Source organism: Glaciecola petra (genome assembly GCF_031846345.1).
Taxonomy (GTDB): Bacteria; Pseudomonadota; Gammaproteobacteria; order Enterobacterales; family Alteromonadaceae; genus Glaciecola; species Glaciecola petra.
In genome coordinates, this window is record NZ_JAVRHX010000002.1 from 204,836 (window position 1) to 225,614 (window position 20,779).

Here is a 20,779-nt window from a genome sequence, read left to right on the forward strand (position 1 = left end):
TCATGACGTTTATCAGAAACTTACACAATGCATTAAAATCAACTATTGCAGTTTCTTTTTTATTGTTTTCAACACTAGCCTTTGCGAGCCCAATCAATGTTGGCGATGTGATTAACGACACTATAGATGCTGCTGGTGAAGTGGATCAATACGAATTTACGGCAAGCCAAGGTGATACCCTATTCTTTGACGTACAGTCGGGTAGTTCAGTTAATTTTACCTGGCAAGTCCTTAGCCCTACAAATCAAGCTCTGTTTAGTTCTAGTTTTTACGCTGACAAGGGACCAATAGTCTTAACTGAAAGCGGCGAATACGTGCTAAGCATCGCTAGTAACAACAATCGAACTGGCAGCTATCAAGTACAAGTTGTGAATGTACCTGCTACCTCATCAACGGCTATTGATTTAAATGTAAGCATTGAAGGCGAAATAAGTGTTCAAGGTGAACAAGATGCTTTTACTTTTAGCCTGAGCGAAGACCATGTGATTTACTTTGATCGTGTTTCTGGCAATTCAGCAGGGCGTTGGGCGCTGTTTGATGCAAACGACAATGAAATTTTTAATGGTCAATTTGTGGACGTTCAGTCTTTAAGCTTAGTGGCGAGCGACTATCGTTTAGTATTAAGAGGCAATGGTGACGATACCTTTGCGTATAGCTTTATTGTTGCTGTAGTACCGCCTGTATCGCTTACTAATATCAACGTCAATGATATCGTCAGCGGAGAAATAAGCGTGCAAGGAGAGGTAGATGAATTTGCCTTTTCCTTAAATGAGCCGGCAGATTTATTTTTTGATCGTATATCGGGAGCCTCGACGAGCATAAGTTGGACCTTATTTGATGCTAATCGACAAAGTATCTTCGCCAATACTTTTTGGACTGACCAAGAAATCGAAATGTTACCGACCGGGAGCTACATCTTACAAATAGATGGGCGTGTTGAAAATACGACACCCTACGAGTTCCAAATAGCGGCCATTCCTGAGGTTTCGTCCACACCAATTACTTTAGACGAGCAAGTGTCTGGCGAAATAACTGTGCAAGGCGAAAAAGACGCTTTTACGTTTTCAGTTTCAGATAACCAAGAAGTCTTTTTTGATCGCCAACAAGGTGCATCATTTTCTATTTCTTGGTCCTTAACAAATGACCAAGGTGAAGTCATCTTTGATATTGCAAGTTGGGTTGACATAGAACCCACTATTTTGCCAAGTGGAAATTATACTTTGCTTATTGATGGTAAGGGAGATGATCAACCCACATATCAATTCCAAATCCATAAAGTACCCGAAACCCAAACGATTGCTTCTGAGTTATATTTGGGTGCAGCGGGCGAAATTAAAACGCCAGGAGAAAGACAGCGCTTTGAATTTGATATTGAGGAGCCAACATTATTAGGCGTCGAGAGGCTAAGCGGAACCTTAGGTAGCAATTACAGCCTTAAATTACTCGACGCCGAGGATGTACTTATTGATACCCGTGGTAGTTTTGCCTCATCAACTACCGCGACACTTTTTAATATTCAAAATATAGGTCGTTATAGCATCGAATTCGATGGAAATGGTGACACTGTGGGTGCCTTTAATATCCGTTTATGGCCGGTGGATCAGCCAGAGCCAAAAGCACTGACTTTGGATTCCATCGAGACTTTACGACTACCTAGCCAAGGCTACAGCCGAGAGTATCAATTTACCGCTACGGCAGGCAATCCGCTATTTTTAAATGTCGATTACAGAGATGCGCCCCGTATTTCATTTTCGTTAATTGCACCAAATGGACGATTCTTGTTTCTTGGTAGAACCGATGATGCGAATGTGACATCGTTGCCCGAAACTGGCACCTATCGCTTAATTGCCTCAAGTTCGACCAGCATTAACGCGGTTCCTACGGGTAATACCAGTTTTATCGTTTCAGAGTCTAATGACACATTTGTATCGCAAAGTGCAGCAGAACTGCAAATTACATCAGCTTCGGCGTCGTTTGTATCTACCGATAGCCCCGCAAACATCTCGCTTACTTATACTGTGACCAACAACGGCAGCGTTGCGACTAATGTGGGTGCTTGGAAAGACCAGATTCAGTTTTATTCAGATAACGAATTTAGGCTAGCAGTAGCTAATGTAAACAATGCCTTTGACTTTACTATTCCTGTAGAACTAGACAATGCTCAAGTACTTGCGCCTGGAGAGAGTTATACCAAAGATTTAGTTATCGCCCATCCTTTGCGTGGACAAACGGTTGAGTCTTTTGAAATAATCATTACTGCCGACATCGAAAATGCAGTTTACGAAGCCAGTAGTGACCTTAATCAATTTACATTGGATTCAAATTTCATTTTCTTTGAAGAGAGGCCAACTACCGGTACAGGTGCTATTGCCTTGGATATTGAAGATGGTAGTTTGCTACCGGCAAACACGCCTATTGTATTGTCAGGCACGGCAAACTTAAGTGGTGGCGCGGTTAACGTTTATTTTGTTATGGATAACTCTGCTAGCACCTCAAACCCTTCAGGCTTTGATGCTAATGGCGATGGCAGTGTGGACGAACTTGATGACTTTAACGGTGATGGCCGAAATGGCGATGTACTAGACGTCGAAATTAGCTCCGCAATTAATATTGCCAAGCAAGTTGAGCAAAGCGCTAGCGATACCTTAGTGTCGGTTGTGCCTTTCAATGATAATGCTTCGGCCCTTGATTTGGGGCCTGAGCGATTTAAACAAAGCTTTATAAGGCCAGATGAGCAAAGTGTTATTGGAGATGATACTAATCTTGATTTTGCATTAAAAAACAATGTTGGCCGGCTTTTTGGTACTAATTTTGGTGCGGCAATTAGTGAGCTCTTAACGCAAGTCCGCATTGCTCCACCGGCCGACCAAACTATTGTTTTCTTCTTGACCGATGGCCAAGCTCTAAACAATGCTAATGCCGAGGAGCTTCAGGCGTTAGCAGAGTTTGGTATCACTTTGTTTGCCTTCCAAATCAATAACAATACTATAACTAATTCGCTGCAAAATATTGTTGATGGCATTAACGCGCATTCTAATTCAATTGCCAGTGCTCAATCGGTAGTAAACCCTGGTGATTTACCTAGTTTAGTATTGCAATCGCTCGCCCTTGCTAATGTAGAAATCAATGGCGCAGAAGTTGAGGCGCTTGATGCTGCTGGTAACTTTTTTAGCACGGTTACTCTGAACGAAGGTGCAAACGAGTTCACCATTGCGGCGCTCGATTCTGACGATAATCGTATTGAAAAGCGTATCACTTTATTTGGTGCTTCAGCCAATGGAGACGGGTCTACTAGCCTTGAAGCGTCTCAAAGCCAAGTTGTCTATGACAATGTGTATTTCAATCGGGCCAGTAACCGCCTATTTGTAGATGCAAAATTACAAAATAACGGTGCCTTACCCATAAATGATACTGTCACTGTGACGCTACAAACGGATCCTGTCGCCGTTCGTGTAAGCAATGCAGATGGCGAAACTACTAATGGTCTAGCGCGCGTATTCTTTGATGATGAATTAGGCGCTGGCGTAGCAAGTGGAGAAAAAAGTAGCCCGTTTAAAATGATATTGGCTAATCCGCGTCGAGACCGCTTCTCAATTAATGGACAGGCACTCAGTGCGGCTAATTCAGCACCTTATTTTGCCAATAGTCCAATCGTCAGTATCGAAGAAGGCGAAGAGTATAATTATTTGGCGAATGCTATTGATGACGATGGAGATGTCTTGACTTATGCACTAGAACTTGCACCGATTGGCATGCAGATAAACGAACAAACAGGACAAATTAGTTGGCAGCCCAGTCAAGCCCAAAGCGGTACTCATTTAGTGAGCTTAAACGTGACCGACGGTAAGGGCGGGCTTGCAAAACAAAGTTACCAATTAAGTGTCACAACAAATGTTGCCAATTTACCCCCGTTTATTACTTCAACACCTAAAAGCTTATTGCTGGTTGATGAAGCATACGCTTATCAAGTTGCCGCTATAGATCCCGAGGGCTCAACCTTGCTTTACGAGCTTGATTCTGCGCCTCTTGGTATCAGTATCAATGAATCAACAGGTTTAATTCAAGCCGCAGCTAGCAGCTTAAGTGTACAAGCTATTAGTCTTGAACTAACCGTCACTGATAATCAAGGTGGTCAGGCTCAACAAAATTGGATCTTGTCGGTAAGAGCCGAAAATCAAGTGCCGGTGATTGTTTCGGATCCCATCACGAGTGTGTCAGCGGAAGCCTCTTATTTCTATGCTGTGCAAGTGGATGACGATGATAGCGATTTGGTCTTTGAACTAAATACTGCACCACTAGGTTTGCGAATCAATAGTACGACAGGTGCACTCAGCATGTCGCCAACGCAAGCGCAAATTGGCGAATATGACGTAGAAATTTTAGTCACAGACCCCTTTGGAGCCTTTGCTGTGCAAAGCTTTATACTTCAAATAGTAGAAGACAACGAAGCACCACAAGTGTCAATTGTGCTTAATCCTACTGAAGTAGCTCTAGGGCAAAGCACAGTTGCGACAGTCATTGCTAGCGACAATGCTGGTTTAGATAGTGTTTCATTGACATATTTGGGTGTCGAGCAAAGCTTAGACGGCAACAATAGTGTGTCAATTACGCCAAGTGAAGCAGGTGAATTTGTGTTGAGCGCTACTGCTGTCGATATTAGTGGGTTATCAAGTGATGATACCGCTAGCTTGCGCGTTTTTGATATTGCAGATAACGACGCGCCTATTGTATCGATTGAGTCCCCAGAGCAGCGCAGTACAGCGAGCTTTTTGACCGATATTATTGGTACAATCGAAGCCGATGATTTGCGGGAATATGTGCTGCAATATGCCCTCGCTAGCGAGTATGATGCTTTAACCATTGCTGACGAAGGGCCTCAATGGACAACCTTTGCTGAAGGCACTCAAGCTGCTCAATCAGCGCTTCTCGGTACCTTTGACCCGACTATATTGCGAAATGATGACTATGTAGTGCGGTTATTGGCAGAGGACATCAATGGCAATAAGGCAGCCGCCGCGATATTTATTGGTTTAACAGGTGAAAGTAAAATTGGTGTATTCCAATTGACCTATACCGACTTGTCTATTCCAATTTCAAATATTCCAATAGAAATTAATCGTGTGTATAGAAGTACCGATGCTGCTGTAGCGGGAGAGCTTGGTTATGGTTGGCACTTCCAGTTCTCTAACCCTGATATAAGAGAAACCATTCCGGTAGCGGAAATGGAAGAAACGCTAGGATTGTTTGTGACTAATCCATACAGTGCCGAAACACGTGTGTATTTGAACGCGCCTGACGGCAAACGAATTGGCTTTACTTTTGATCCCGAACCCGTCCCCAGCCTCTTTGGTAACAGTTTTGTACCAAAGTTCATTCCGGACCCAGGTGTGTTTTATGAGCTAGAGGTTGACCCTGTCACCATTAGTCAGACTTCAGACGGTAATTTTGTATTGTTCTTGTTGTCATTTAATTATAACCCGCAGAACTTTACATTGATTGAGCCAAACGGAACTAAATGGCAATACAACCAATTTAGAGGCCTGAATAGTGTGAGCGACCGCAATGGAAACGAGCTTGTTTACACCGACGAAGGTATTTTTCATTCATCAGGTATTGCTGTGCGCTTTGACAGAGATACCGAAGGCAGAATCGTTGCAATCAATGACCCAGAGGGTGATAGCTTGCAATATGAATACAATTCTCTGGGTGAGTTAGTTTCATTTACTGATCGTATGGGCCAAACCGAAACCTATACCTATCTGGATTCGCCACAACACTTTATGGAGCAACTCACTGATGTAAATGGCAACATTACTCGCATAGAATTTGATGACGACGGCAGACTCGCTGGCACAGTAGATGGTTTAGGAAATCGTATCGCTCAAGCATGGGAACCAGAGTCATTCATGGGCACAATTACCGACGCTAAAGGGCAAGTCACTCTACTTGAATATGATTTACGCGGAAACATTATTCGCGAGGAAGACCCGCTTGGAAACGCAAAAACGTATGTGATAGATGCCAACAATAACGAAACCAGAGTGACCGATGAAAACGGTAACACAACTGAGTTTGCTTATGACGAGATGGGCAATGTTATTGCTGAAACCAACGCTTTAGGATTTACCAGTACCTTTGGTTTTGATGAGTTTGCCAATCAGACATCTGTTGTTAATCCATTGGGTCACGCTGCACAAAGCGTATTTGATGAAAATGGTAATTTGATTTCACTAACGATGCCAGATGGCAGTGTATTTACCTATGTTTATGATATTGAGGGGCGTTTGATCAGCATGACTGACGCGGTAGGTAATCAAACCACCTATGAATATACAGGTAGTTTTATCACGCCAACAAGAGTGACCTTACCCGATGGCAATACGCAGTTGCGTACCTTAGATCAAAGAGGTTTTGTGACGAGCATTACAGACGAAATTGGCAATACAGTCACCATAACTCGTGATGCCAACGGTCGGGCTATTCAACAAGTTGATGCAGACGGTCATCTATATGAGTTCGTGTATGAAGGTAACTTGTTAGTGACTATTCGTTACCCAGCCGGTCAGTCCAAATTTTTCGATTACAATGCGAGCAATCAACTCATTCGTACTCGATTTGATGATGGCACCGAAATCAATTTTGCTTATGACCCAAATGGTAATGTGACTAGCGTAGTTGATATCGATGGCAACATAACAAGCTATGATTATGATGCATTAGACAGAAAGGTCACTAGAACCGATGCGACCGGTGCTAGTGAACGCTACGAGTATGATGCAATTGGCAATTTGATTGCTAAAACAGATCGTCGTGGATACAAAATCAACTATCAATATGATGCGTTAAATCGCTTGCTCGCTGAAACTTGGCTTGATAGCAATGACGATATCGTTTGGCAATTGCTCAGCACTTACGATGCTTTGGGTAATGTACTGAGCATGAATGATGGCAGTAGCAATATTACTAACACTTACGATGCGAACAACCGAGTGCTTACCCACGAGGTATCGATTGTTTCGGGGCCAACTAGCACCTTGAGCATGTTGTATGATGGCAATGATAAGCTGATTGAGGTTTCGGATTCTGCTTCATCCCAACGCCTGAGTTACAACAACCGTCAATTGCTGAGTTCGATTGCTTTGGCTGCTGATAGCAAAGAGTTAGCTGCTGATATAAACTACGATCCGAGAGGTTTGCGAGCCAGTTTGACGCGAAAATTGGATACCGCTACGTTGGGGACCTCAAGCTATGCATTTAATGCACGTCATCTTGCGCAGATGATATCTCACGACGTTAATGGCACCATTTATGGCTTTGACTATGTATGGGATGGAAATCGTCGCGTTTCAATGCAGACCCAAGATACAGAAACGATTGATTATAGCTACGATAATCGTGACCAATTATTAACAGCAAACCGAAGTGAAAACGCTAACGAGCAGTACTCCTTTGATGCCAATGGTAACCCTAGCGATGACGCAAGCATTGGAGAAGGCAATAGATTGTTATCTCAAGGCGATATTGACTATACCTATGATGACGCAGGTAACATGTTAACTCGAACTGACAACACAACGGGGCAGGTAGCAAGCTTTACTTACGATCATCGTAGTCGATTGACAGCAGTTAAATTAGTCGACAATGCGGGTGTAACAATAAGCGATATTCAATACAGCTATGATGCACTAGATCGCAGAGTAAAACGCAGCGTGAACAATGATGTTGCGTACACTAATTACGTAATGTCTGATGCTTGGACAGACATGGAAGTCAATGGCGATGTGAGTGTACGTTATTTAAATGGCGCCAATACTGATGAAAAACTGGCTCGACTGGTAAATGGCGATGCTGCTTGGTACTTGACCGACAAACAACAAAGCGTACATGGATTAGTTGATAGCAATGGTAATATGCTAAACGAAATTGACTACGATAGCTTTGGTAAGATTATCTCGCAAACTAATCCCTTAGAAGGTGATCGCTTTACGTTTACGGGTCGTGAATACGAAGCAGATATCAATGTGTATGATTATCGCGCTCGTGCTTATGACCCTGCTGCAAGACGCTTTATAAGCGAGGATCCGATTGGTTTTGAAGCAAATGATGCAAACTTGTATCGCTACGTTTTCAATAATCCTCTCAATGCTACCGACCCTTCAGGAAAGTCAGCAGCCCAAGAATACGGCGTCATTCTTTGTAAGATTGTCGTGCCTCAAGCTGGGCAATATAAAGTAGTTGGGCAGTGTCTGTCGGACTTATATGAAGGTATTGGAAAAGGCATTGCGTCATCTACAGCAAACGATGGATTAGTGCTCGAATTTGGTGGTTGTATAGCAAAAGGGATAATTAACAATACCGCAGGTGAAGCAGGAGGTGCAGTCAATAGTTTTGGTGGGGCAGTAGGCAGCGCTATTAATAACATGAATGGCCCAGGAGGGTTTGGCGGTGGAAGCCCTGGCGATGCAGCAATTGCCTTGGCTTGTGGCGCTTTTTAAACTAAATTGAGAAAAACAATGAAACAAAGGAGAAGTAGTATGACAATTTTTAAAACGGCACTTGTTGCCATCGTTTTGGCCTGCTCTATGTCGACCAAAGCCGACATTATTACACTTGAGTTTGAGGCTGTTGTGTTTGACGGCACTTTTGCAGGAGAAAGCGGAACGGGGACTATTAGCTTTGACGATACAGACTTGCTGCTTATTGATGAAGAGTTTTTAGGCTTTTCAGGCAGTAGTTTTGTCGATTTTGAAGCATTGACGGATTTTTCCTTTACTTTTTTGGGTCAACGCTTTGATCAAACCAATGATCTTAGTTTTCCAGACACACCTGTTTTCAGTTTATTTGATGGTTTTGCTGATTCACTCGACTTTTTTGTAGAAGATGGCAACGCCAATCTAATTGAAAATGCGCTTATTGTGGATTTTCAAATTTTTGGTGATTTCCTTGGTGGAGGTCTGCGTGACAGTGCCAATGGCTTTGATTTTGAGGTTGATTTGTTTATTACCGAAAGGGTTGTTAACAATGCTAATGCACCTTATGGGCTATCTATTTTAGCGCTTTTATTTGCTTTTTATTTAAGAAAAGTTAAAGGCTAGAAGCTGTCTTCAAAGAGTCTGACATGATATCCGACATGATATTATGTCGGATATTAAACTTTATTATCGTCGGACAAACACACTCAAGCTAACATGGGCACATTAGTAATACCTTAAGCCCTCAGCTTTGCCTCTAAAGGCATAGTAAGTAAACGCGGTGTAGATAAAAATAATAGGGACAACAATTACTGCGCCTATTAACATGACCTTTAAACTTTCTGGCGAGCTTGCGGCTTCGTATAAGGTCATTTCACCGGGCACAACATATGGATAAAAACTCAGAGCTAAGCCACTAAAACAGCTTACAAACACTATTGTTGTGATAACAAAGGGCAACCAGTTTCCCTTATCGTTAACCATAGGTAGTCGCTTTAGTACTTGATAACCGAGTCCAAACATAGCAAAACACAGCAACGGAACAATAGCGTAAAAAATGGCATAAGGTGAATTCAACCAGATTTCCTTTACGGCAGGATTAACAATGGGGTTGACCAAACATACTGTTAAAATGCCTGCAAAAGTTATGGTGCCATAACGCTTTGCTTGCTTAATTGCGCGCAATTGTAATTCGCCGCTGGTTTTCATGATCAAAAAGCAATTGCCTATTAAGGCATATCCTGCTGAAACACAAAATCCACTGAAAATAGCAAAGGTAGTAGAGAGCAACGTATACTCAAGGCCCATAATGTAGAGTCCAAGCATAAAGCCTTGGGTAAAGGTGGCTATTATACTGCCAATTTTAAATGCCCAATCCCAATAGGCTTGATAGTCTTGTTTAACTTTGGCTCGAAAATCAAAGGCAACGCCACGCAGAATTAGCCCAACTAACATTAAGGTAGCAGGAATATAAAGGCTATATAAAATAGCACTATGTGCTGCCGGGAAAGCTACCAATAACAAACCAATAGATAACACTAGCCACGTTTCGTTTGCATCCCAAAAAGGACCAATAGCGGCTATCGATGTATCACGCCATTCTAGGTTGTTCATGGGTAAGCATATCCCGATACCCAAATCGTAGCCGTCCAAAACCGCATATAGAAGTAATGAAAAACAGGTCAAGCCGGCGAAAATAATAGCGAGGTTTTCTGCGTTCAAAATGCTATTCATAGTGAACTCCCTATAGCCGAATGTTTGGAATTAACTTGCCCTTTTATGTCGGGTCTGCCTGGCACAGTTAGGTCATACTCTTCGACGCTAATTGATTTTCTTGCCAGTAAAAACAGTGTTTTTATATAGGCCAATAACAAAACGATATAAAGACTTAAATAAAGTATAAAGGTGAATAGAACATTTTCGCTGGCAATAGTGGTAACAGCATCTGCGGTTTTGAGAACACCACTTACCAAGTATGGCTGCCTACCAATTTCAGTCACGTACCATCCTGCTAAGGTGGCAATCCACCCAGAGAAAGTCATGCTTATTAATACTCCAAGTTGCAAGCGACTAAGCTTTTTGTGGCGTTTTAAGCTAAAACTACACCACCAAGCAATTATGATCATCAGCATGCCGAGCCCAACCATTAACCTAAAGCCATAAAACAGTGGCTTAACAGGAGGGTGAGCACCTTCAAATTCATTTAATCCCTTGATTTCTCCATTGATATCGTGAGTCAAAATAAACGAGGCAGCATAAGGGATACCAATTTCAAATTGATTGCTACGGGTTTCTTCGTCGGGTATAGCAAATAAAAGCAAAGGAACTTGGGTAGATGTTTCCCATACTCCCTCCATCGCCGCCACTTTTTGAGGTTGATGTTCTAGGGTATTTAAGCCATGCAAATCACCAATAAATGCTTGTGTAGGAGCTAACAAGGCAGCGCTAAATAAGGCTGTTTTTAAGGTCAAGCGAGGCGCTTTTTTGCTGTCGCCTCGATAAATACGATAAGCAGACAAACCCGCAACTAAGAAGCATACGGTTAACGCTGAGGCCATCAACATATGTGTGAATCGATAGGGGAATGAAGGGTTAAATATGATCGCAAACCAGTCAGTAGCATGCACTACGCCTTCTCGCAATTCAAAGCCAGCTGGCGTTTGCATCCAGCTATTGAGCACTAAAATCCAAAATGCCGACATCGTGGTGCCAAAAGCGACTAAGAATGTTGCAAGGGTATGCATCCAATTAGGCACACGTGAAATACCAAATAACATAATGCCGAGCATGGTGGCTTCTAAAAAGAAGGCGGTGAGAACTTCGTAGGCCAGCAATGGACCGGCAATATTTCCAACTGTTTCCATAAAACCAGGCCAGTTGGTGCCAAATTGAAACGACATAGTAATACCACTGACCACTCCGAGCGCAAATGTTAATGCGAATACTTTCACCCAAAAACGATAAGCACGCATCCACACCGGATGTTTTGATAGATCAAAGCGCACTTTGAAATAAAACAATAGCCAGCCTAGCGCAATAGTTATTGTCGGAAATAGAATATGAAAACTGATATTAGCTGCGAATTGCAGTCTAGATAACAAGAGTACGTCTAACATGTATCACCTCGAACACACTAACCTCAACAAGAGGCCTCCAAAATGGAGAAAAAAAATAATTCGGGTATTGCTCGCTTGTTATTATTGGTTTTTTTGTATGAGTTTTTGTTTTAGGTCGAGCACTTTGCTTACACCAGAGCCTAGTTTCATCAAACCATTTAGCTGTTCGGGGCTCAAGGCCTGTAAGCTTTGTGTCCACTTGGTAATATTCTCAAGCAGATCATGTATTTCTTGAATGCGCGCTTGTGCATATTCTTCGCTTTGATTCCCCGGCGTGTCCATTAAGTTATCCCGCAACAAACTTAGAGTAGGGTCAATTTCTCGCTTTCGACGTTCTTCAAACACCTTATTTGCCATCTCCCAAATACTACCTTTAGTCACATAGTAGTCTTTGCGGTCGCCTTGTTTGTGCACCGTACCAACCAGTTGCCAAGCATTTAACTCTTTTAAGCCCATTGAGACATTGCCGCGTGAAATAGCAAGAGTATCAGCGATATCATTAGCTGAAATAGGGTCTTGAGTCATGACTAACAGCGCATATATTTGACCAACGGTGCGATTGAAACCCCAACGGCTGCCCATTTCGCCAAAATGAAAGACAAATGATTCGATCATAGGAGTCATTTTTATATTTTGAGTTTCTTTTGACATCTGAGCCTTACTTTAATTTCTGAAGTTTCAATAATTTCTGAAAGTATAATATATAGCTTGATTTTAATCAATTATATTCTGGTGTTTTTCAAGACAATCGCATATCTGAAGTTTGAGTGAATAGTCTAATTTACGCCGCTGGTGTGATGCCACCAAGGCACTTTAGCCCTGAAATAGCGCTTAAACTATTCATGTATGTTAGTTATGATATACTAAAGTATAATAACAGTTGGTACTTATTTGATAAGCCTGATTCTGTAGCTGAGCATGTTGAATGGGTGCAAGATGATCTGGCATTAAACGATGTACCTATTGTAGATTAACAAGTAGTAAATGCGATGTTTCTTAGCATCGTTTTGAAATGAGTAATGCAAATGGAATACAGACAACGCAATGACAAATTAGTGTTGGGTGCTTTAGAAAAGTGCGATTTACCTGAGCTAGGAATATTTAACCTAGTTATGCGAGTTGACACTGGAGCCGCAACATCATCTCTGCATGTTGAGAACGTTGAAGAATACGAAAAAAATGATGAGTCATGGATTAATTTCGATATTCATCCGGATGTTTATGATGTTGAAATACTCACTCGACATTCTTGTAAAGTTGAAGCAAAACGTAGAGTGAAAAGTTCTACCGCTACCAGAGAAAGGCGTTTTGTCATTGAGACATTGCTTGTTATTGGTGATCAATCATGGCCAATCAAAATGACCTTAACAGATCGATCTGAAATGACTTATATGATGTTGCTTGGCAGAGAAGCGATGTCTGAACGGGTATTGGTCGACCCGAGTAAAGAGTTCCTTGTGACGGCCTAAATGTTAGTAATCGAGAGAAGAATAGTCAAAGCCCTTACATGTCTTTAAAATATATATGATTATTTTTCGCTAGTTTCTGACTATACTTATTAGGTCGTCTTATATCTATCAGCCACTATGTAATAAACGGAGCAATCTATGCCAATTTCAAGGCGCCTTTTTTTTGGTGCGATTTTAAGCCTTTTTTCATTTCTATCTGTTGCCCAAACGAATGACTCGATCAACATTATATCTGAAGAGCAACGAAAAACGGCTACTGATTTAATGCAAACAGCACTAAACAGCGATCTCGGTTTCGAAATTGTTGAGTCACTGACTACTGAAATTGGTCCTCGATTAGCCGGCTCTGAAGCCGAACTTCGTTCATTGCAGTGGGGTGTAAAGTTAGGTAAAGAACTTGGTTTTGATAGAGTGAGCATTGAAGAGTTTACGATGCCTTTTTGGGATAGAGGTCACTTACATATTTCAATGACCGCTCCTTATCAGCAAGATTTATATGGCACAGCCTTAGGTGGAGCCGCGCCATCCACAAAAGAAATACAGGCACCAGTTGTTTATTTTAGAGACATCCACGCACTAGCAAATGTAAAAGCGGGCGATTTAAAGGGCAAAATTGCCTTTGTAGACGGCGATAAAATGGTAAAAAGCCAAACCGGTGCTGGGTATGGTCAAGCCAATATTCGCAGACAAAGTGGATATCATCATGCAGAACGAGCAAACGCCGAAGCGCTCATGGTACGTTCTGTGGGGTCAAGTTCTCATCGATTTCCGCATACTGGCATGATGCGTAAAAATAAAGATGAATGGGCGACTATTCCCGTGGTGGCTATTTCAAATCCTGATGCTGATCATTTTCGTCGATTACATCGCTTAGGAAAAGACCTAGCCGTTTCTTTGCATTCTGAGTCTAAATGGAAAGGAGAAGTGAGTAGTGGTAACGTAATTCTTGATTTGATAGGCAGTGAAAAACCTGAAGAAATTGTACTCATTGGTGGACATATAGATAGTTGGGATTTAGGCACCGGGGCAGTAGATGATGGCGCTGGCATTGGGATAACAACAGCGGCGGCTGCGCTTATTTCAAAGTTACCTAAACGGCCTAAAAGGACTATTCGTGTGGTCATGTTTGGCGCTGAAGAAGTGGGTTTATTGGGTGCGTTTGCCTATGCTGAAAAGCACAAAGACAATCTTCATAATCATGTATTAGCCACAGAGTCTGATTTTGGCGCGCAAACAATTTGGCAGTTAGTCTCTAATGTAAATCCGCAAGCGACTTTAGTGATAGACGAAATAGCTAAAATACTGTCGCCACTAGGGATTGTGAGAGGCGGTTCTAATGTGCCAGGCGGAGGCCCTGATATTATACCCATGGCTCGTCAAGGTGTACCCACAATACGTTTAAATCAAAATGGTAGAGACTATTTTGATTTGCATCATACACCTGATGACACTTTGGATAAGATCAATCCAAAAGAACTGGCGCAAAATGTAGCGGCTTATGCGACGAGTATTTATCTTATTGCAGATTCTGAGGTGGATTTTAAGCCAGAAAACAAAGAGCAGTAATGGGCACGAATGACCTTAGCGTTTAATTAGAATTACTCAGTAATGCTTCAAAGGCGTCACTTTCAATGGGTTTAGACATTAAGTAGCCCTGGTATTTATCAATATTCATAGCAGTTAATATTTGTAACTGCTCATTGGTTTCAACACCTTCGGCAGTGACGCTCAAACCTAACCCTGAGGCCATAGTGGTAATGGCGGAACATAATTTTCGAGAAGCGGAGTTAGAATCGATGTCCTTGATAAAATCGCGGTCAATTTTTAACGAACTAAATTTCGTTTTCTTTAAATAACTCAAACTGCTATAGCCTACGCCAAAGTCGTCTATTGCCGTTTGTACGCCCATTTCCGTAAATTTTGTAATATTGCGTTGGACCAACTTCAAATCGTCGGCAAATACGCGTTCAGTCAATTCCAAAATTAGCGAGGCACCACTTAACTGGTACTTAGTTAAAATACGTTGTACTTCTTTGACCATATCATCGCTGTTTATCTGCCGATAAGAAACATTAACAGACATAACTAAGTGAGTGTATCCAAGATCATGCCAGTGTCGAATTACTCGACAAGATTCATCTAACACCCATAGGCCAATTGGAACAATTAAACCGTTTTCTTCACTAACAGGAATAAACTCATTCGGAGACACAATGCCTAGTTCGTCATGGTTCCATCTTACAAGGGCTTCAGCACCACAAATTTTGCCGTCGATATGGTAAATAGGCTGATATAGTAAATTGAGTTGGTCACGTTCAATTGCAAAGTTGAGTTCACTGCTCAACTTGATTTGACGTTTAATATTTTCATCATGTTCAATACTATAAAATTGATATTGTCCGCGGCCATTAGATTTAGCTTTATACATTGCCATATCGGCTTTTTGAATCAAGTCATTGGCCGTTTGAGCGTCTTGTGGGTAAAAAGCAACGCCAGCGCTAGAGCCAACATAATAGTCACTTCCTGCGTTGCTAATAGGCTTAGAAATACTATCTTGAATTTTTTTAACTTGGTCGGTTACGTATTTTTCTGATTGTATATTCGTTATCACTAGAACAAATTCGTCACCACCGAAGCGAGCTACAAAGTCGTTTGCTTTATTCAAACTTTGTATACGCTGCGCGACTTTAATTAATACAGTGTCGCCCGCCTGATGGCCTTGTATATCATTAACATTCTTAAATTTGTCTAAATCGAAAAAAACCACTGCAAATTCTTGTGAATCGGTTTTTGCGAAAGCAATCGCCTCATTTAGTTTCTCTTGCAGCGACAAGCGATTAGGAAGGCGAGTTAAATGGTCAAACCGGGCGAGGTACGACAATTCTGCTTCATGATTCTTGCGAATACTTATATCTTCCATTGTAATTAATGTATGCGTGTTTTTGTCTTCGTCGATAACACTCATGGTTGTATATTCAAGCCAAATTGTCTGGCCATTGTGGGTCGTTACTTTGGCTTCAGTAGATTGTCTATGCTTAATAGCGGTGCATAAATTCTCAATGCCTGAACTACATATCTGAGAGATGGGGAGTGCTAAAAGTTGGCCCTGTTCAAATCCAAACATTTCATGGGACTTTGCATTGGCTCTTTCAATTTGACCATTTTGATTGGTCATGATGACACTTTGTGCTTTTGAGTTAAAAACGCCTAAAAATAAGTCACTTTCAAAGGAAGCTAAATCGAGGGCTTTTTGCAAATGTTGCATTTTTTCGTTCAAAGTAAAGTAGTACACCAACATGATTAAGGTAAAAATGCTTAAGCACATTATACGGGTAAATAAGGTATATCCGAGGTTGTCATTGTCAGACAATAAATTAATACTTTCAGGGACCACATAAAAATAAATCGTGCCCAGCAAACAACATATATAGAAGAATATTTGTCCGCGCCAACCAAGAGTCCCGCCAGCGAGGATAGGGAATATAAACAACCATGCAAAATGTGGGTTATTGATGCCGCCTACAATGGTAATGTTGACAAGGTGTATCGTTAACATACAAAACAAAAGTATGCCGGCAGAACGCGGGATATTTTCAGTTTTGTAAGCTAGAAAAATATTGCCAATCACTATGCTTAGACCAATCACATGTGTAGCGACAATATATATTGGCATCTGCCCATATACAGCGGCAAAAGTCGATATCAATACAATTGAATAGATGATGCTGGTAATATTTAAGATCGAAAATAACTTTGAGGTTCTTAGCTCAATAAAAAAATTTTCGATTTTGTTGCGATCACTATTAATGTTTTGCATATATTACAAGCCGCAATCAACCATTAGGGATACCCCATATTCAGCATAACGCCAATATAATAATTAGCAATAAGATTTTGGTATCATTAGACATATGATATCGTCTAATCGCCATTATTCTATATGGGCAATCAATGAACTTAAAACGCTACAATCAATATTGCAGAAGCAAACACGCAAGCACTTATGTTAATCAATGGGGCGGCTCTGATGTGTGGAAGATTGGCGGCAAAGTATTTGCCTTAGCGAGGGTAGATAAGAATGATATTTTAGGCATCAGTTTTAAAACCTCTGAGGCAAACTTTTATTTTTTGCGAGAAAAAGATAATTATCGGCCAGCGCCTTATTTAGCATCGCGTGGCATGTTATGGATACAATATTATGACAGCACCCTCAAACATTCATTAGCAACAGACTCAGATCCTATAATAGACGAGGAGCTAGCTTATTATCTCGACGAATCGTATCGACTTGTAAGCTTAAATTTAACTAAAAAGCTACAGCGCGAACTCGGCTTGATTTAAATTTTACAAGCTAATTGATTGAGTTGTTGATCAGTCGCAGCGCGATTATTTTCATTTTGCAATTCTGATTCGTCATATTCTGCTTGTAATTGAGCGAGTGTTTTTTCTGCTTGAATGCGCTGATTGGTGTATTTACTTGCTGTATCAACCTTATTGTTGAATACCGACTTACAATAATTTTTAAAGTAAGTGTTAGCGGCAATGGCTCGTTTTGGCGCGTTTTCAATATTTAAAGCAAAACTTTGTCGTTTTGTATTTAAGTGCTTAATGAAGTCATGAGTACAATAAGTGATTTCGCTGGACTCGTTATAAACAACCTCTCTGAGTTGCGCGCCCGTGTAGTTTTTATTTGGGATGCCAAGCAAACTGTCAAAAATAGTCAGCTTTCCAGCCTCAAAAGTGTAGGGTGATGTGAAGATCTTTATTCCGGAAGGTTTGAAAACATTTGCTTGTTGCTTATATTGATCAGCAAATTCTGCAAGCTTTTCAAACCGCTCATAGATAGGTTTGATACTCATGTATTGCGCAGATGCAAAGAAGCCAGCTTGTTGCAGTTGATTTTTAAAGCGATAAATTGCCGGAAGAATCAAAGCTGTTGAAAAATCAGCCATTCGTTTTCGATAAAATTCCTTTGCCGAGTCTGTTTTTGCTTTGCTGTATAAAGGTATAAATTGATCAATTAAGTCAAATGATGCCGCGGTACATATTGCATTTGCGGTGGGTAAAATTTGTTCTTCGCTCAATATATCGAGAGTCTTTTTGGCAAATTGTGGTTCAATTACAATATCATCGCATTGTTCAATACGACTTATTGAACTCAAACCTTTGTTGTTTTCTTTTTTTAAGACACTATTGAATTCGTTTAGTCTGCTGAAAGGGGCTTTAAGTGCTTGTTGTTCAGCATTTACTGCTTTTGCCAAATTAGCTTTTGCACGTGCTAAAATACGACTGTAATATTCACTCTTGGTCTGTGAATACACATTTTTTTGCCAAAAAGGGAAAGCAAAACGCGATGATTCACTGCCTGCTACACTTGCTCTTACAGGTATAGGCTGATTGTTCATCGACAAGTACAAACATACATTCGATGACGCAGGTATAGACCTTAATTTGGGTGGAAGCGTAAATACCTTTGTGTTTATTTCGCTAAAGTTGCGAGCAGGTTGAGACAGTACCTGTTTTACATTTCTAGTGCGACCATTTGGGTCTTGCTCTACGTATTCCGCGACTAATTGTATACGAGCTGTTTTGTAAGTTTGAGCAAAGGGATGTTGTTCACTCCATGAAAAGACCAGATTATTGCCTTTTCCCTCAAGTGTTGTATCGAGATTGTTATCAAGCGATGTTGATACGCAAGACATTAATAAAAACGCGATTATAAATACTAATGATTTTCGAGCATTTGCATTATTCTTCAACATTAGTGAACCCATAATTAAAAAGTGTTTCTTGACTGAGCTCTGAAACCCCTTGAATTCTACTTTCAAACATTGTGATGATCATTCGAAGCGCAAAGTTACTTCGTGGTCCAAGGGAATTCTGACTATCAGATTGTTGATCAAAGCGACTTATGTTGCACAAGCTAAACAAACTATCGGCTACCGTATAAGGTTTTAGGGAATTAGATATAAAACTAAACTCTGACTTGGCTTCATTTATTTCGCAGATTCCAGCAATCATATTAAAGGCTGTATCACGCTCTATTCGCATTGCAATTTGATGTGCTGCTGAACGTCCGCCTAATTCAATTTGTTTTATGTCCTGAGCCAATTGGTTTTTTACATAAAATTCATAGGATTGAGCTCGTTTTTGTTGCAGGCGTTTAGTTAAATTAGCGGCAGCTTGCAACATTCCGTCATAACTAAAGCGTTGACTAGGAGGCTGGATCATACTCCGCAAATAATTAAAACGGCGAGCAACTTTTATTGAACTTGGGCTTCGATAATAATTTTCATCATAAACCATACCATTCTTTATGGATGAACCACCCCTTAAGCCATGCTGATATTTAACCACGCCGAGTAAAAAATCTCTGGGGCTTTTCAGTAATTCATCCTTCCAGATGTATCCACCTTTCCGCAAACGGTTAAAATCGTAGTTATTAAAATGGTTGAAACCATCTCGAAACCCCGAATAAATATGGACTTGAAATCCTGCGCCGTCATCAATAGTACGCAAATTACCGCCCATGAAAGCAACAGTGCAGGCACTAGCACAACTACTTCGGTTTGCGATTCTTATAAGTAAGTTACTTGCTCTAAATTCCAATCCGATTTTCATGCCTTCTGCTGAGTCACCGCCCCCAGAATTAAGTCTGACTTCGACTGCCGAACCTGCTTGCTTAATTGCACGCCGAATTCTCACTGCATCATCGGGAGCAACAGTTCCTTCTATGGTTAAATAGGAACCAAAGGTACGTATTTGCATACAGTCTTTTTTTGTTACTGCCGCTCTGTCTTTTTGGGCTTGGACTTTTTTACGGACAGCGTCGCTGCATCGCCCTTGTAATTCGCGCCCTTGATTGGCGCTAGTCTGCATTTCTGCGTTAGCTAAAGTTGCTGTTGCGCTTGCCGCAGAAAATAAGAAGCTACAAAAGGCGATAAATATACAAATCTTTGGGTATTTCATAGGTTTTCTATATTACACCGCAACGACTTCAAACTCGCCATTAGGCAAGTTTCTGCACTGAGTGACCAAAATAGATTCAGAGGTTTGGTCAATACTTAGGGTATCTTTTGCCACTACGCAGTATCTGTTTCCATCGTTTTCTGTATAACGGTCAATGATATCAACTGAACCTCGATAATCTGGATTTTGTGGGTCAAAATAAGTCGTCGATTCTGATGTGACAGCGGCTTGTAAAACCTGCTCTTTTCGCTTGGCTAAACCGTCTTCAGACAATTTTTTATAGATAGTTTCACCAGCGTAATTAGCAACGCCACAAAAAGTGAGAAATAAACCTACTTGAAAACCTTTGGTTAAAATTTCACGTTCTTGACCAGTGTAAGAAGTATTTGTTTTTTCAAAATATTTGTCAGCTAGCTCTTTGCCTATGTAGGCACCCGCAAAACCACCAGCGGCGCATAGTGCTGTCTTCATAATTGGCCCTAAACCTGAATCACTATTATTATCGGTAGAGCCGCAGGCCGATAAAGCAAATACTACGCTGATGGTAAAGGGTAAGGCTAGTTTCTTAAATTTCATGATTAAATCCGTTTTATTTATTTTTGATTTATGGGGTGTAATGAACCGGACGTTCTATTTTGTCAAAAACAAGACATAACATAGCTATACACCACGCAATATTCGATGAAAAGCGAATTCAATTTTTTTTCGTTTGTACTACGCTTAAATGACGTTAAGTGACGACATAGTTCACGCC

At 41.0% G+C, this 20,779-nt stretch carries 13 protein-coding genes; 6 read left to right on the plus strand and 7 right to left on the minus strand.

Features of this window, described 5'->3' with window-relative positions; translation table 11 throughout:
• Positions 1–2 precede the first annotated feature (2 nt).
• Both RM552_RS08830 and RM552_RS08835 read left to right on the plus strand, forming a co-directional pair.
• Complete coding sequence (locus RM552_RS08830; protein ID WP_311368462.1) at positions 3–8,495, plus strand: RHS repeat-associated core domain-containing protein; 8,493 nt, start codon at positions 3–5, stop codon at positions 8,493–8,495.
• A 39-nt stretch (positions 8,496–8,534) separates the two neighbouring features.
• A complete protein-coding gene (locus RM552_RS08835) occupies positions 8,535–9,095 on the plus strand; it encodes a hypothetical protein (RefSeq protein ID WP_311368463.1) in 561 nt (186 codons plus the stop codon).
• 102 nt (positions 9,096–9,197) lie between these two features.
• On the opposite strand, the gene cydB is transcribed toward RM552_RS08835, so the two are convergent.
• The 3 genes from cydB to RM552_RS08850 all read right to left on the minus strand — a co-directional run bounded on the left by cydB (position 9,198) and on the right by RM552_RS08850 (position 12,217).
• Positions 9,198–10,205 carry a cytochrome d ubiquinol oxidase subunit II gene (gene cydB, locus RM552_RS08840; RefSeq protein WP_311368464.1) on the minus strand — a complete coding sequence of 336 codons (1,008 nt, stop codon included), beginning with the start codon at positions 10,203–10,205 and terminating at the stop codon, positions 9,198–9,200.
• A complete protein-coding gene (locus RM552_RS08845; protein WP_311368465.1) occupies positions 10,202–11,587 on the minus strand; it encodes a cytochrome ubiquinol oxidase subunit I in 1,386 nt (461 codons plus the stop codon). Before RM552_RS08845 ends, cydB begins: the two co-directional genes overlap by 4 nt.
• An 81-nt stretch (positions 11,588–11,668) precedes the next feature.
• On the minus strand, positions 11,669–12,217 hold the full coding sequence (locus RM552_RS08850; protein ID WP_311368835.1) for a GbsR/MarR family transcriptional regulator: 549 nt from the start codon (positions 12,215–12,217) through the stop codon (positions 11,669–11,671).
• Between the two features lie 137 nt (positions 12,218–12,354).
• Here RM552_RS08850 and RM552_RS08855 point away from each other — a divergent pair, with 137 nt between their 5' ends.
• The 3 genes from RM552_RS08855 (at position 12,355) to RM552_RS08865 (ending at position 14,622) form a co-directional block, all read left to right on the plus strand.
• Positions 12,355–12,561 (plus strand): hypothetical protein, encoded by a 207-nt coding sequence (locus RM552_RS08855; protein WP_311368466.1) that lies wholly within the window; start codon positions 12,355–12,357, stop codon positions 12,559–12,561.
• Positions 12,562–12,612: 51 nt separating this feature from the next.
• Positions 12,613–13,056 (plus strand): ATP-dependent zinc protease family protein, encoded by a 444-nt coding sequence (locus RM552_RS08860; protein WP_311368467.1) that lies wholly within the window; start codon positions 12,613–12,615, stop codon positions 13,054–13,056.
• Between the two features lie 138 nt (positions 13,057–13,194).
• Positions 13,195–14,622: a M28 family peptidase gene (locus tag RM552_RS08865; protein ID WP_311368468.1), complete on the plus strand. Its 1,428-nt coding sequence runs from the start codon at positions 13,195–13,197 to the stop codon at positions 14,620–14,622.
• Between the two features lie 22 nt (positions 14,623–14,644).
• Here the strand turns inward: RM552_RS08865 and RM552_RS08870 are convergent, their stop codons facing one another.
• Positions 14,645–16,873, minus strand: coding sequence for a sensor domain-containing protein (locus RM552_RS08870; RefSeq protein ID WP_311368469.1), 2,229 nt, complete (start codon positions 16,871–16,873; stop codon positions 14,645–14,647).
• A gap of 134 nt (positions 16,874–17,007) precedes the next feature.
• On the opposite strand from RM552_RS08870, the gene RM552_RS08875 reads away from it, so the two are divergent.
• On the plus strand, positions 17,008–17,397 hold the full coding sequence (locus RM552_RS08875; RefSeq protein ID WP_311368470.1) for an MmcQ/YjbR family DNA-binding protein: 390 nt from the start codon (positions 17,008–17,010) through the stop codon (positions 17,395–17,397).
• Here the strand turns inward: RM552_RS08875 and RM552_RS08880 are convergent.
• The 3 genes from RM552_RS08880 to RM552_RS08890 are packed head-to-tail and all read right to left on the minus strand — an operon-like array spanning position 17,394 to position 20,601.
• Positions 17,394–18,818 (minus strand): hypothetical protein, encoded by a 1,425-nt coding sequence (locus RM552_RS08880; protein WP_311368471.1) that lies wholly within the window; start codon positions 18,816–18,818, stop codon positions 17,394–17,396. The genes RM552_RS08875 and RM552_RS08880 overlap by 4 nt on opposite strands.
• Positions 18,805–20,025, minus strand: coding sequence for a hypothetical protein (locus RM552_RS08885; protein WP_311368472.1), 1,221 nt, complete (start codon positions 20,023–20,025; stop codon positions 18,805–18,807). Before RM552_RS08885 ends, RM552_RS08880 begins: the two co-directional genes overlap by 14 nt.
• A gap of 12 nt (positions 20,026–20,037) precedes the next feature.
• Complete coding sequence (locus RM552_RS08890; protein WP_311368473.1) at positions 20,038–20,601, minus strand: hypothetical protein; 564 nt, start codon at positions 20,599–20,601, stop codon at positions 20,038–20,040.
• Positions 20,602–20,779 lie beyond the last annotated feature (178 nt).

What these genes read in the sequence shown, in the direction of transcription:
- RM552_RS08865 (WP_311368468.1), top strand. Translation starts at nt 13,195, where the DNA reads ATGCCAATTTCAAGGCGCCTTTTTTTTGGTGCGATTTTAAGCCTTTTT.
- RM552_RS08880 (WP_311368471.1), bottom strand. Translation starts at nt 18,818, where the DNA reads ATGTTGAAGAATAATGCAAATGCTCGAAAATCATTAGTATTTATAATC.
- RM552_RS08885 (WP_311368472.1), bottom strand. Translation starts at nt 20,025, where the DNA reads ATGAAATACCCAAAGATTTGTATATTTATCGCCTTTTGTAGCTTCTTA.
- RM552_RS08860 (WP_311368467.1), top strand. Translation starts at nt 12,613, where the DNA reads ATGGAATACAGACAACGCAATGACAAATTAGTGTTGGGTGCTTTAGAA.
- RM552_RS08835 (WP_311368463.1), top strand. Translation starts at nt 8,535, where the DNA reads ATGACAATTTTTAAAACGGCACTTGTTGCCATCGTTTTGGCCTGCTCT.
- RM552_RS08890 (WP_311368473.1), bottom strand. Translation starts at nt 20,601, where the DNA reads ATGAAATTTAAGAAACTAGCCTTACCCTTTACCATCAGCGTAGTATTT.
- RM552_RS08845 (WP_311368465.1), bottom strand. Translation starts at nt 11,587, where the DNA reads ATGTTAGACGTACTCTTGTTATCTAGACTGCAATTCGCAGCTAATATC.
- cydB (WP_311368464.1), bottom strand. Translation starts at nt 10,205, where the DNA reads ATGAATAGCATTTTGAACGCAGAAAACCTCGCTATTATTTTCGCCGGC.
- RM552_RS08875 (WP_311368470.1), top strand. Translation starts at nt 17,008, where the DNA reads ATGAACTTAAAACGCTACAATCAATATTGCAGAAGCAAACACGCAAGC.
- RM552_RS08870 (WP_311368469.1), bottom strand. Translation starts at nt 16,873, where the DNA reads ATGCAAAACATTAATAGTGATCGCAACAAAATCGAAAATTTTTTTATT.
- RM552_RS08830 (WP_311368462.1), top strand. Translation starts at nt 3, where the DNA reads ATGACGTTTATCAGAAACTTACACAATGCATTAAAATCAACTATTGCA.